Origin of the sequence: Methanosarcina sp., assembly GCF_028693135.1 — an archaeon.
In the GTDB taxonomy this organism is placed as follows: Archaea; Halobacteriota; Methanosarcinia; order Methanosarcinales; family Methanosarcinaceae; genus Methanosarcina.
The window spans coordinates 78,872-91,771 of the sequence record NZ_JAQUVZ010000003.1; the positions used below are offsets into that span (position 1 = coordinate 78,872).

Sequence of the window (12,900 nt, forward strand, 5' to 3'; positions counted from 1 at the left end):
TTAATACAAAATGAAAAAGAGAAAATGTCCAAAATGTGGCAGCGAAAATCTCGATGCAGGTCACATAATTGGAGAACGTATCGGTTATGAATCTGATAGCGAATGCTATTTTTCTGGCCCGATGCGCGAATTTAAAGTGCATGTTTGTTTAGATTGTGGGTATACTGAATTGTATTTGGATGTAGAAAATCGAGACAATGTTGAAAATTGAACAAAAATATCAACGCTTGTTGTGGATAGCATAAGTTGTCCATTCTTCCAAATAAACTGGAATAATTATTATAACACAAAATAAATCTGAATGATAAAGAATATAAAAATTTATAAAAAACCGCTATTAGTTAAGATATTTACAAAGATAATTTTTCATGCATGGGTTTGAACTTTCAGGTAATAGAGTTTCATTGATTAGAGTTTCATTGATAATGCAGGAGTGATTACTTGGCTTACAGGGCTCCATCCAGAGTTTCCGGAAAACCTCTACAGCGGAGCATTTTGTGTTTTATAGGGTTTCATAAATGGAAAAGAAGTGGAGGTTTGAGTATCTATGCTTCAAATGTAAGAGAAAAGTATTTTGTGTGTACAAGATGTGGTAGACAGAAAACGATCTATGAGCCTAAAAAGGATTGACAGTCCCGGATAGGTGTTGGATAAATTTATAAAACTATATATTTTTCCCCATAACGACATCGTGTGTATTATATTGAAGTTTAATCACCTTCGATCGAACTGGTCTGGCCAGGTACTCTATTAAAAAATATTTATATTTATCCTCTGACACCTAACTTTTTGTTCTTATGATGCAAGATCCTTTCTCTAGCTTTAAGACATTAAATTAAAACTTGTTTTCCAGAGGGACGTTAATAGAACTGATAATTTGAAAATAAGCAGTAATTTGGAGTAATTTCAATTGGTTTGAAGCCAATAACTCATTTTCCAGTATATGCACAATGAAATCACATGACAGCACCCGTTAAATTAGAAATACTACTTTATTTTCTCCTTTTTAAGAATCAGTAAGTATTCATTTTTTTTAAAAGAGAAGGTCTGTGCCAGAATAACTATATAGTTTTACGTCCAAAAGTATCGTGATCACATGCAAAGACCCGAACTTCTCCCTCTGGTTCTTGACCACAAAACCTTCTTCCAGAGCCCCTTTGATATAATCCCACGTAACATCCCAGTCCCCCCCTGTCTGGATGGACATGAGATCAATTTGATCTATGGCCCACTCCATGCAGGCAAGACGTCCTTCCTGAAGCAGGTCGCAAGCCTTCTGCAGGGTACAAAGGTTTACATTAATTTTGAAGACAGCAGGTTTAAAGAATTAGAACCCGAAGATTTTCAGGAAATTGAGAAAATTGCGGCTGAAGTTTACATAAAAGAGAATGAAAATGAAGAAATACCTGATGAAGACCCGGATGCAGAAGGAGCTGTCCACTATTTCCTTGATGAGATTCATAATGTCCCCGGCTGGGAGAACTGGGTTGACAGGCTTAACAGAGAAGGAGCAGGAGTTTTTATAACCTCTTCTTCCACAAGTCTCCTGAGTCCGGACGTTTCTTCACTCTTTGCAGACAGGACCAGGGTTCTCAAACTTTTGCCATTTTCCTTTAAAGAATATCTAACTCTGAGAAAGCTCAGGGTCCCAAGGCCTAACTTACTCACACCTTCCCGATGCGATGAAATGCTGTGCCTTTTTCTACATTATTTTGATAACGGAGGCTTTCCCGGCGTAATAAAAAATGGAAATTCCATGCTCTCCCGGAAGTATTTTGAGGAAACTCTGCAGACAGAGGTTATTGCCAGGCACGATATTCAGGACGCTGAAGGGCTGAAGAGACTTGCAGTTTTTCTCATCTCGAACATGGCATCGGAATACTCAATTGATACCCTGAAAAAAGTGAGTGGGATCAATAACGAGGATATTATCCGCGACTACCTTGACTATCTGGAAGAAGCTTTTTTGCTGTACCGGACCCCTATGTTTAACAACGTATCCGAAAACGGAAAAGAAAAAGATGCCCCATGTAAAGTTTACGCCGGAGATACGGGTTTCTTCAAGACGGTATATCCCAATTATCCGGACAGCCTGGGATTAAGATTTGAAAACCTTGTGTTTCTTGAACTGCTCAGGCAGGGCAAGCAGGTCTCATACTTCCGGGACAGGAAAGAATGTGATTTTATTATAACCGAAAAAGATAGCCAGGCTGTCACGGCTGCGGTTCAGGTCTCAGTCTACTTCGGAAGCCCGGCAGCAAGGGAACGGGAGGTCCTCGGGCTTATGGCAGCGATGGAAGAATACGGGCTTAATGAGGGGCTTATCCTTACCCTGGACGATGAAGAAGTCATGGAGATAGCAGACAGGGATGGGGAAAAGAGAAAAATAATCGTTAACTCGGTATGGAAGTGGATGCTGGAATAATCATTATATTCTCCTTCGTCCTGATTTTTCACTCCTTACTTTTCTTCGATTCTTACTTTTCTTCGATTCTTACTTTCCTTCGATTCTTACTTTCCTTCGATTCTTACTTTTCTTCGATTCTTACTTTTCTTCGATTCTTACTTTTCTTCGATTCTTACTTTTCTTCAATTCTTACTTTTCTGCTGCTTTATTTTCTGCTACTCTTATTTTTCTTTAGTTTCTATTCTCTGTTATTCAGGACTGACTACTGGTAGAATAAATAAAATCAGGAGCTGAAAATAGATTTCCTCCGGCTCCATGGTTGATATTTTGGTACTAGAAACCCCATCCCGGCTATTGAGTTCGTTTATATTTACGTACGAAGGCGGGTTCAAGCGAAGCGCGGCGCGTGAAAATAAAGAACAAGAGATGCTATTTGCGGTCATTTTGGAGTAATACCAACCAATTAATCAGGTCATCCACCATTAAAAGGTTGATATTTTCGAATAAAAAGAAAATAATGCCAGCTCGAAATTTAGAACTCTGACCTGCACATCGTCATTTGCTCTACCACCCGAGTTGCGATTCGGGAGCTTGCGGTCCTTTTCGCTGCCCGAATTGCGCCTCGGGAGTACGCGGTCCTTTTCGCTACGCTCAAGAGGACTACTTTGTAGATGTATCTGACCAGTACAACATTATTAGCTATACAGGGTCGTTCTTGTCACGCTCGACGCAGGAGAGCGGCTTTCAGACAAAAAAGAGAACGAAAAAGACCATTACTAAAATTTATAAAGTAAAATTGAAGTAAAAAGTCTGTGAAAACGCAATCAAAACAGAATTAAATTATACCTGAAAATAATCCATTACACATCTGATTCTATCGATTTTTACTACTTCCTCAAACATCTTCCCTTCTTTCTTCTTTCTTCTATTCTACGTCTTTCTTCTTTTTGGGAAGGGCCGCCAGACAAGCTGGCGGAGGCTCCCTATGAAAAGTGGATTAAAATGTGGTTTTGGGGTCAAGGGACGCATTTTCGGGTCAGGAATACTTTTCTGCATTCAGTTTCTCTTTAAATTCCAGCATGAATTAACCTGTTACTATTTTTCTTGTGGGGCAAAAGAGATGGTTTCAGCTCCAAAAAGCTCGTAAGAAAAAAACAAAAGATTCCAGCTTTGGATATTCTGAATAATATCAACCGAGTAATCAAAGAACACCATTAATCAGGGAGAACCTGAAAATAAGAGTACCTGAAAATAAGAGAACCTGAAAATAAGAGCACCTGAAAATAAGAGAACCCGGAACAGGAATGTTCCGGTTGAATTTGCGGTCCGAAACTGCTACCTGGGATCGCGAAATCTCCATGGAACAGTCCCGGATATTTTCATGTTGAAGTTTCAGTTTTCATGCAGAACTTTCGGCTAAAACCGCTTCCTTTTCTGCAGTTTTTGTTTCTTTTGCTTCAGTTGATTTTTTTGCCTCTCTCTGGGAATAGAACCAGAGCGGGACATAGAGACAGAGCACGGAAAAGCCGATTCCGGTTGTAGCCCATCCGAGTTCGAGGCTGTTGAGGTATATGATGCCTACAAGGAAGAAGGGGATATTCAAAATGGCAGTTGCCATTGCTATGTTTTTCCAGCCGTTCGGGGCTTTAAAGGGCCTGTCCAGTTTTGAGAGTTCCGGGTCATTTCTTACCTTTACGTAGGTATAGAGGCTTATCCCGTTTGCGACTATATAACCTATAGCAGAGGCTGCCAGGATTGCTGTCGGAGTCCCGAGCAGGATAAGGCCCATGTTAAACAGGGCATCGGCAATCATTGCGTTCATAGGGTGCCCGTGGGAGTTCAATTTGCTCAGGAATGCGGGCAGGTTGCCTTCAACTGACATCGAGTAGATTGACCTTGCCGAGGAGAGGAAGGCAGTCTGGATGATAAGGAGCATTGCCCCTACAAGCATGATAATTGCAATTGAGGCTCCAAGTGTGCCAAGCGTGAGGTTGGCAATAGGAAGCATTGGAGATACGGGTTCGGAAAGCACACCTTCAACTCCGAGCGTGCCTATAACCGAGGTCTGTACAAGCACATAGAGCACAAGGCAGATTCCTCCACAGACCATCAGCGCTTTTGGAGTGTCAGTGTTTGGGTTCTTATATTCGGGCCCGTAGATGGCTGCAGTTTCCCAGGCACAGGCGCTCCATTCAGCCATTGCGAAAATCCCGAAGAGGATAAGGATGTGTTTCAGATCCCAGGTCCAGTCCGTTGGGAACCAGGAGCCTGTGATGTTAACAAGGTGGAAGTCCCCCGTAATGAATGGGGCAATGGTAATAACGATAAGAGGAATCAGGGAAACAACAGCTAGAATATATCCGGCTCTTGCTCCGTTCTTGAGCCCTTTTGCGTTTATAACGGCAAGAGACCCGAAAATCACGGCTCCGACCATTAAGGAGAGCAGGGTCTCGGGGATGGCTGAAAAGGCAGGGATAAGGCCTTTTAGGTAACTTCCGATAAGGATTGCATAGATTGCGAGCACCGGGCTCCAGCCGAACCAGTAACTCCAGGCACTGAAACCGCCAATGAATTTCCCTAGCTTAAACTTTCCTTTATTGTTTTTGTTTGAATTCGAGCCAAAAACGGTCTGTGTGTAGCCGGGCAGGCCTGAAGCCTTCGGAAAGACCGTTGCAAGCTCTCCGAATGCAAGGTTCTGGAAGAAGCCCAGGAAAATGGTCAGGCCCCATACAGCTATTGAAAAAGCCCAGACGTAACCTGTAAAATAGCCTATTGAGGGTAGGATCAGTAAAGGGACACCGAGGGCAATTGCAAGTCCCTGTTTCCAGTCAATGGACCTTTCAAGTCCTTTAAAGTCACAGCTTGCTCTGTCGCATTCCTCTGCATACTGCCAGTCGATTTGAGATTTAGATGGAGGGGTATTATCTGTCATAAGATTCACCTTTTTTCAAAAATTCTCTTTAAGGACCCGTTTCAGGCAATCTGTGCCCTGAAAGTTTCGCAGGAGTTGATCTTTATATCGAGCAGTTTTTCGATGTTCATCTTTGCAGCAATGCCCTTTGCAGCTCCTGGCACGGAGGTGATGACACCAATGTCAAGTTCTTCACGGAGTTCTCTCATGATATGTTCGTCTGAGAGGTCCATTGTATCGACATTGAGCTTTTTTGCCACGTACTCTTTTGCCTCCCCGATTCGCATGTTCTTTGAGAACTCCATCCTTGCAACGAGATCGCCTGCAGCCCTGATCCCGGTCATCCCCGACGCCATGATGTGGGAAATCGGCATACCCAGCGGGTCGCCGACCCCGATCTATATGCCGTCTACGCCGGCAATCTCAACCATTGCCTTGCTTGCTCTTGTAACCGCATCTACCGGGGGAGTTTCAAGCATGGGGATTCCGCCTACACCCATACCCATGTTCACGTGACAGGGAATTGAAGACGCTTCTACTGCCGCCTTTATGAATGTGACAGCCCGTGCCAGGTTCCAGGCTGAGGTCTTGCTTGTGTTGGTGTTGACCACGGGGCCAAAGACGTTTGCTCCGGCTGTTGCTGCCAGAGGTGCCTGTTCATGCGGCCAGAGTCCGGCAAGACGCACTCCATCGTACTCCAGTTCCCCGTGCATCCCGAGCACCATTTCTCCTGCCATGCCCATTTCGATATACATTTCCGGGTACAGGGCTCTCAGGGTTTTTACGGCGTTGAGTGTGCCGTACATATCCGCATCTCCGGCTGCTGCAGTTGTATCAAAGTTGACCCCGTCTGCCCCTGAGGCAAAGAGCTTCTGCATAACCCAAACCGTATCTCTTGTCAGGTGTTCGGCTGCATGTTCCATGGAATCTTTTGCCTTATCGATTTTGAAGGCCTTCATGAGGTCCCCGGGGTTTTCGAAGGGTCCGTCAGGAGTATAATAAAGCCCCATGTTCGGCATTGCCCCATAAAAAAGCGGGATGATCATGTTCTGCTGGCAGACTTCCATTGCCTGGCACTCGTTTGCGACTACGGGCTTGACCGGCTTGAAACTGTAATCGATGTGTCCGAGTTCCATTGTGTCAGCTCCAAAAGCCCTCTCATGCGTCATGCAGCTGACAAGCCGACTGGAAGGAATTCCAACTCCACTGTTGCCCTGGTCCCCATCAAGCCTGATTGTACCTATATCGTGGGTAACAGGCACTTCCATACCCTGCTCCACACTTACGGCTTTTCCGGGCATCATCAGGATTTCTGCAAGCCTGTCGATTTCATCAGCACTGAGATCGGGGATTTCTCCAAGGTCTGCAGCGTTTCCAGAGCCGGCTTCGATCTCGCTTAGAATTTTTTCTCTGGTAAGGAAGACACGTTTCCCATCTCCCATCCTCAGAGCATATTCAGTTACCATTTTTTATCCTCCTTTTTTGAATAAAACCTGTTAAATTTAAACTGAAAATTAGGGGTTCAGAGCAGGAGTTCCTTTGCCTTGGAAACGGCTTCGCTTGCATTTTCTGCGTAGCAGTCCGCTCCTATTTTGTCAGCCCAGGCCTGGGTTGCGGGAGCCCCTCCTACCATTATCTTGACGCGGCTGCGCAGCCCCTCCTCTTTCAGGAGTTCGATAACCTCTCTCTGCCCCTGGAGAGTTGTGGTCATAAGGGCAGAGATCCCTATCATATCGGCGTCAGTTTCCTTTGCCTTCTGGACAAAATTCCGGATAGGAACGTCTCTGCCTATGTCGTGGACTTCAAAACCAGCAGACTGCAGCATGGTTGAGACTATTGACTTGCCTATGTCGTGAACATCGCCTTCGACAGTCCCGTTTACAATGGTTCCGAGCTTCTTTTCCCGGGAACCTGCCGGCATGCCCTCTTCAAGCAGTTTCACGCCTGCAGTCATTGCATCAGCTGCCATCATCACATGCGGCAGGAAGAGTTTTCCTCTCTCAAAAAGAACTCCTACCTGGTTCATGCCTGCTGAAAGCCCTTTATCAATGATTTCTTCAGGCGGAAGCTCAGCCTTTGCTTTTTCAACCGCTTCGAGCACTTTTTCCTTTTTACAGGAGATTACCGCATCGGCAACTTCGTGGAGCGATCCTTCAAAATCTGCCATTTTATTCTGTCCTTTTTTTCATCTCAAAATAAATGTGAATGGTCTCTCGGCTTTTATCGGAAGACGGTAAGTTGTTTCCTATTTAATATATTTAAAATTTTCCCTTATATAAATAATAATATTATAATGTTAGGAGTGGTTTAGAAAAGTAAGACAGTTCTTAGTTCTCCCCGAGAAGGAGAAAATTTTACAGCTATAAAGGAGGAACCCGGTTAGAATTTAGGGAAGCTATCAGGTTTCTCCGATCAGGTTTCTCCGATCAGGGTTCTCTATACTACCCAGGCGCAGCATTTATGGAAAAAAGGATTTATGCAGCAAGCTGCTCCCCTTTATTCACTTCACGTTTCCGGTTTCTTCCTGTTCTTCCCTGTATCTTTTTCTGATTTCCCTCGACGAAGTCCCATCGTCTTCGTATTCGTCAACCGGGATTATCTCGCAAAAATCAAGGACCTCAGGTTTGATGGACATTTCGACGGATTTCCTGTGAAACACCATGAACCGGATATTCTTTTCCTTAAAGTGCCTTAAAATGGCGGGTGTATCTACTGTGCCGTCATAGTATTTTGCGTCAAATAGCCTGTTGAAGGTATCTGCCCCAATGATGAAGGTGCTGTTCGGAAAAAGGTCGGCTTTTTGCAGGAAGAGCGGTGCGTTGGTCAGGCAAACCCCGCCCATGAAGGCTTCGTCTTTGTATTTCCTCAATGAATCAAGCCTTTGGCTCAGTGAGATAAAATCTATGGGGGGCTTGTCAACGTTCGTCAAAGAGATTTCGAAGTGGACGGGCGAATTATATTCCTTCGAAGCACACATCGCCATAAAGACATGGTTCTTGTGGCAGGGGTCAAAAGAGCCTGAAAATACGAGTTTTATTTCTTCAGGTTTTTTGGGTTTTGTCTCTTCAGGTTTTTTGGGTTTTATTTCTTCAGGTTTTTCGGGTTTAGTCTCTTCAGGTTTTATCTCTTCGGGAGCTTTTACTTCATTAAGATTGATCCTTGCCATTCCAGCCGTTTTGCAGGAACTCTCCGGGGTGCAGCTCTGCTGTTTCAGGAGATTTCCTACCACCCCGGAAACAGAAGCATATTTTTCAATAACTTCTTCTCTTTCCTCTTCTCCCTCTTTTCCTATCCTTTTCCTTCTCTCTTCCGCGGCCCCGATCCCGTCCGGCAAATCGATTTCAGGAACGCCGCAGTGACGGGAGAGTACATTGAAAATAAGGAGTGCAGCAATCTTTTCTTCTTTTTCCCTTGTCCTGTCCGCTGCCAGTTCAAGGGTGCAGACCCCGGTTTCACGGGCTGCCTGAATGGCAACGTGGATTTCGTGTTTCCTGCCTTCCCGCTCATTTGCAGCCTTAAGCTTGCAGGTTGCTCCGATTCCGATTACGTCCGGGTCTGCAAGCCCGCCAGAGCCTGTCGACAGTCCCAGGGCTCGCTGGTAAGCAACCATCGCCATCAGCCTTGCGGTTTTTTCCGAGCAGTACTTCTCAGGTTTCCTGCCGAGGAACCGGTCCATTGCAGCCATACCATATGGAACAACTGCATCCAGCACTGTTGCAGAACCACTGCCGTGGCGAAGCAATTCCCCGATGATCTCAGCCCCACCGCCGGTTATTGCCAGAACTACTTTGCAGGGGGATTTGTGGACCTGGAAAATACGCTCAAGAAGTACAGTGTTTTCATCTGAAGCCAGGTTATCTACCATCATCGAGTGGATACTCTTGATGGGATTATAAATATTATTATTCGTGGCCACGGCTACAACATCGATAAGCTTGAAAAATACATCTCTTAAAAAAGTATACTATTATCTACCCTAAAAGCCGATGATAGAGGCACTTCAGAAATAACGCTTGCCATACATAGATTTACGGCTTCATTTTACTTTAAGGGTGTACGTCCAGATTGTAAGTCATTTCAGTTTCGAAGTCAGAGCCGTCCGGCATCACTCCTTCCACCTTGTCGTAAATGCAAACCACGTGTTTTCCTTTAGAAAGGGGTGCCAGCATTATCCAGTAGCCATCAGATACTGTTGGACTGGATCTGGTCCCTCTAAAGTCTGGTATAATATAATCGAATTCCTCAAGAACGTTATCACTCGGAAGTTTAAATACAAAGAGCTTTGATTCTACCCTATAGCACTTCAACTCTTTGCCATCAACGGTCACCTTTGTTTCCGTTATAGTATCCATCTGGCTTTTAGCACTACTACAGAAATCTTGTTCAGTTTTTCCATACCCTTCTATTTTTGAGCACTCGGTATTAATTATTGGGAAAAAGAGTGCTTTTCCGGCAGGCACTTCGCATTTGAGTTCCTCGGTTCCTACCCAGCTACCAGCCAGGAACCATACTTTTCCCGACTGTCCTTCGGCACAGAATTCTCCTGATCCGTCATCTGAGAGAGGGTTCCTGTCGGAAGGTATTGAAAGTATCCACTTCCACCATTCTTCACTCCATTCCTTATACGTCTTCCCAAAAGGCGTGGATTCCATCGGCAAGACACCCGAATTTGGTTTTTCCGCTGTCGCAACCATTGGTGCCAGCACCATTTTTTCCAGGATTATTTCAATAAGATTTAGCCGTAATCCTTTCCCATAAATAAATTCTTTTAAAGATTTTATTCCCTTGAACATGGATTTTTCTCCATTTTTTACCAAATTTCCCTCTTAACTAAAAAATTTTCATTCCCCTATTCATTTTTTTGTAAATTTGGTTCCTCATAAAATTATTATTTAATAACATCAAATATAATTTTCATATATAAAATTACCAGAGAATATATATTTCGAAACTAAACTGATGTTGTCCCTTTTTACTTTTCACATCTGCCATGAAGACAATTGTGTAATTATGAATCCTGCGTCGTGAAACCTGTCTTAAGCAGATGTTTTTCAGAAAGGAACATCTTTTCTGTCTGCTGTTTTCTGGAAAAAAAGATATAAATAAAAACGGTGAAATCTCCGTCCCATATTCTACCTTTTAGACTCTCTAAACAGTGTTGAGACTTTTTCAGCGGAGAGAGCGGCGAAGAAGGCTCTAATGTTTCTGACATATCGTTTCTACCACGTTCAGGCAGAAGACAGGTAGATTGTGCAGCAGGCTGCTGCACAATTTTGGGCGTATTCTTTCCCCGGCAGAGATATGTTAAGACAGTTTGCTGTTCACTTGGTTAAGTCAAAAAGACTTACATTGACGGCAATTCCGAATCGGACATCGAAAAAGAGAGCCTCGCCTGCGCCAGGGGCTCAATTGTTTTTATCCAAGCCCACGGCTAAAACATCGATAAGCTTGAAAAATACGTGCTCCACTTAAAGTACTTTGAGCCACGATCCAGGCCGGACCCTTTGATAAGGTGTATTTTCCAGTAAAATGCGAATCCTTTAATGTTTTTCTCATTTCGCTGGAAATGCTGGGTGCCATAAATCTGTTTTATTGGTTTATGTGGAATTTTCGCCACATAATATATATATCATGTGAACATTTTTCCACATAATGCCGAAGCCGACTGATATTTCTTTTTAACTCGGGTATTTTCTTAATTCGTTCTCATAATATTCTTCGCTCAACTTTTCCACTTCTTCAAGTATTGGGATATAGAGTCCTTCGTCTGCAAGTATGCCAAGCCTTTCTCCTACCCACGTTATCCAGACATTCTGTCCACTTAATTTGATCTGGTTTTTAAGTTCGTCAAGAATTATTTCCCATTCAACGCCTCTTTTTGCAAGAGAAATGCAGTCTTCAATGTCTCCACTCCTTTCGGTCATTGTCTTGAACAGGAAAACATCCTCGTTGGAGCAAAGATAAACAGCAAGGCTGTCCAGGATTAAGTATTCTCTACCCCTTTCGACCATTGAATCTGTGACTGAAAACTTCCCGCAGACACTTGTATGGAAAAGGTCTACTCTGAAGTCTTCTCTCTCCAGGACCTGGCTGATATTCATATGAACGTATCCGGGGGTTGGTTTTGTACTTTTGAAACCAAGGGTGTTGAGAGTATTTTCAAACAGTTTAAAGTCATGCAAATTTAGGACTACGAGGTCTATATCCTTTGTTGCAGGCTTAAGGCCCTGTTCCAGAAGCACGGTCCCACCGATAACAAAAATTTCAAGTTTTTCAGGTTCTGGAGTACCGGCCAATAAATCACCAATTTCTTTAAAAAGTCTCTGGACTTCCACTACACTCTCTATCATTATTGCTGACCTTCCTTTATCTCAATCCCATACATATCCGCCTTTTCCTTAATTTCTTCAAAAGCAGGATACCCCCTGATCCTTTCTCCCTGCAAAACAAGCTTCAGGTTCTCAACTATGTTGTGTCTCACACCTTTCAATTCGTCCTCGAACTTACAGTAGAAAAGTGCAAGGAATATGAAATGTCTGACAGAAGCTTCTTTCTCTGCAACATAAAGCGCATGCCGGAAAATATCTTCTTTTGTAAGCTCTTTTTCCGGTTCTTTATCCGAATAATAGTAATAGGTGGTTGGCAAAAGGAGTTTGATCCCTTCTTTTTCGAAGACCGAAAACCCAGTCTTTTCTCCAGAATCCCCGCCATACTTATTGGAATAAATGACCTCCCCCTGGTCCCGGTAGTATATTACCGAATTATAGGGCACTCGCGGGTCAAGCAACCTTTTGATATCCCTTATTTCCCTAAGCAGGTCTGGCACCTCTCTCCAGATCCTTTCATTGAGTACATAACGTTCCCCGTCTCTTTTTATCAGGCTTATCTTTAAGGCTTTTTTCAGAAAAGCATAGGCTGTACTCTTTTTCACATCCGTCTCTTCAGTGATTTCATCCACAGTTTTTGCTTCAAGCAGAGAGACGAGTATAGAGATTCCGGAATCTGCCAGAACAGATATCAAATTCGGGTACGAATCGAGAATCCGGGTCAACCTGACCATCAAGGTGCTTTTCCTGGGGACAATTTCTCCAGAGGAGAGGGTTGCAAGGTCTTTTTCTTCAAGTTTTTGCACAATTCGGTAGACGTGCTTTTCGCTTTTATTGAGAGCTTCGGCTATGGTGCTTATTGAGGTGTTGCCTTTTGCGAGTTCTGCGATTGTTTGAAGTTCAGTTCTGGAAAAATGCATTAATTCCAATAATATGCGAATAGAATATAAATTTTCGCGTTTAGATGGAAAATATTAGAGTAGAGGGTAGAGTTTGTTCTCCAGGTTAGAAAATCAGTTCGTTAATAATTGAGGGAAAAAAGTCAGAGATTGAACCAGCTCAATTGTCGTGACAGTGTCACGACAATCTCTTCTTCCGGGAGCACTTCGGAGAAATTGATCCTCCTTCGCAGGTGTAAACAGAGTTTGTGCAAGAGGTTCTTGCACAATTCTCTCTCAGCCAGACCAAAGACCCTAGATTTTTTGAGTATTTCTAGCATATGAGCTTCCGGAAGTATAGCAGGACCAATTGTCTCC

General features: G+C 43.6%; 10 protein-coding genes and 1 pseudogene. 3 read left to right on the plus strand and 8 right to left on the minus strand.

The window, feature by feature from the left end; genetic code table 11:
* Positions 1 to 10 precede the first annotated feature (10 nt).
* The 3 genes from PHF18_RS02370 (at position 11) to PHF18_RS02380 (ending at position 3,554) form a co-directional block, all read left to right on the plus strand.
* Positions 11 to 211 carry a hypothetical protein gene (locus tag PHF18_RS02370; protein ID WP_300097800.1) on the plus strand — a complete coding sequence of 67 codons (201 nt, stop codon included), beginning with the start codon at positions 11 to 13 and terminating at the stop codon, positions 209 to 211.
* Positions 212 to 1,096: 885 nt separating this feature from the next.
* Entirely contained in the window at positions 1,097 to 2,425 is a 1,329-nt protein-coding gene (locus tag PHF18_RS02375) for an ATP-binding protein (RefSeq protein ID WP_300097803.1), read from the plus strand.
* 967 nt (positions 2,426 to 3,392) lie between these two features.
* Complete coding sequence (locus PHF18_RS02380; RefSeq protein WP_300097806.1) at positions 3,393 to 3,554, plus strand: hypothetical protein; 162 nt, start codon at positions 3,393 to 3,395, stop codon at positions 3,552 to 3,554.
* A gap of 54 nt (positions 3,555 to 3,608) precedes the next feature.
* Here the strand turns inward: PHF18_RS02380 and PHF18_RS02385 are convergent, their stop codons facing one another.
* The 8 genes and pseudogenes from PHF18_RS02385 to PHF18_RS02420 all read right to left on the minus strand — a co-directional run bounded on the left by PHF18_RS02385 (position 3,609) and on the right by PHF18_RS02420 (position 12,564).
* The gene (locus PHF18_RS02385) at positions 3,609 to 3,767 is read right to left on the minus strand and encodes a hypothetical protein (RefSeq protein WP_300097810.1); all 159 of its coding nucleotides are present in this window, start codon (positions 3,765 to 3,767) and stop codon (positions 3,609 to 3,611) included.
* A 39-nt stretch (positions 3,768 to 3,806) separates the two neighbouring features.
* Positions 3,807 to 5,339, minus strand: a complete 1,533-nt coding sequence (locus PHF18_RS02390; protein ID WP_300097813.1) for an APC family permease — start codon at positions 5,337 to 5,339, stop codon at positions 3,807 to 3,809.
* A gap of 41 nt (positions 5,340 to 5,380) precedes the next feature.
* A pseudogene (gene mtbB / locus PHF18_RS02395) lies at positions 5,381 to 6,784 on the minus strand ([dimethylamine--corrinoid protein] Co-methyltransferase).
* A gap of 56 nt (positions 6,785 to 6,840) precedes the next feature.
* Positions 6,841 to 7,485, minus strand: a complete 645-nt coding sequence (gene mtbC, locus PHF18_RS02400) for a dimethylamine corrinoid protein MtbC (protein ID WP_300097816.1) — start codon at positions 7,483 to 7,485, stop codon at positions 6,841 to 6,843.
* 333 nt (positions 7,486 to 7,818) lie between these two features.
* Complete coding sequence (locus tag PHF18_RS02405; RefSeq protein ID WP_300097819.1) at positions 7,819 to 9,186, minus strand: hypothetical protein; 1,368 nt, start codon at positions 9,184 to 9,186, stop codon at positions 7,819 to 7,821.
* Between the two features lie 178 nt (positions 9,187 to 9,364).
* Positions 9,365 to 10,135, minus strand: coding sequence for a hypothetical protein (locus tag PHF18_RS02410; protein WP_300097822.1), 771 nt, complete (start codon positions 10,133 to 10,135; stop codon positions 9,365 to 9,367).
* 861 nt (positions 10,136 to 10,996) lie between these two features.
* Positions 10,997 to 11,668 (minus strand): nucleotidyltransferase, encoded by a 672-nt coding sequence (locus PHF18_RS02415; RefSeq protein WP_300097825.1) that lies wholly within the window; start codon positions 11,666 to 11,668, stop codon positions 10,997 to 10,999.
* Positions 11,668 to 12,564, minus strand: coding sequence for a hypothetical protein (locus PHF18_RS02420; protein ID WP_300097828.1), 897 nt, complete (start codon positions 12,562 to 12,564; stop codon positions 11,668 to 11,670). Before PHF18_RS02420 ends, PHF18_RS02415 begins: the two co-directional genes overlap by 1 nt.
* Positions 12,565 to 12,900: the final 336 nt, after the last annotated feature.

Coding starts and splice junctions, on each gene's coding strand:
- PHF18_RS02370 (WP_300097800.1), top strand. CDS start 11: ATGAAAAAGAGAAAATGTCCAAAATGTGGCAGCGAAAATCTCGATGCA.
- PHF18_RS02375 (WP_300097803.1), top strand. CDS start 1,097: ATGCAAAGACCCGAACTTCTCCCTCTGGTTCTTGACCACAAAACCTTC.
- PHF18_RS02380 (WP_300097806.1), top strand. CDS start 3,393: ATGAAAAGTGGATTAAAATGTGGTTTTGGGGTCAAGGGACGCATTTTC.
- PHF18_RS02385 (WP_300097810.1), bottom strand. CDS start 3,767: ATGGAGATTTCGCGATCCCAGGTAGCAGTTTCGGACCGCAAATTCAAC.
- PHF18_RS02390 (WP_300097813.1), bottom strand. CDS start 5,339: ATGACAGATAATACCCCTCCATCTAAATCTCAAATCGACTGGCAGTAT.
- mtbC (WP_300097816.1), bottom strand. CDS start 7,485: ATGGCAGATTTTGAAGGATCGCTCCACGAAGTTGCCGATGCGGTAATC.
- PHF18_RS02405 (WP_300097819.1), bottom strand. CDS start 9,186: ATGATGGTAGATAACCTGGCTTCAGATGAAAACACTGTACTTCTTGAG.
- PHF18_RS02415 (WP_300097825.1), bottom strand. CDS start 11,668: ATGATAGAGAGTGTAGTGGAAGTCCAGAGACTTTTTAAAGAAATTGGT.
- PHF18_RS02420 (WP_300097828.1), bottom strand. CDS start 12,564: ATGCATTTTTCCAGAACTGAACTTCAAACAATCGCAGAACTCGCAAAA.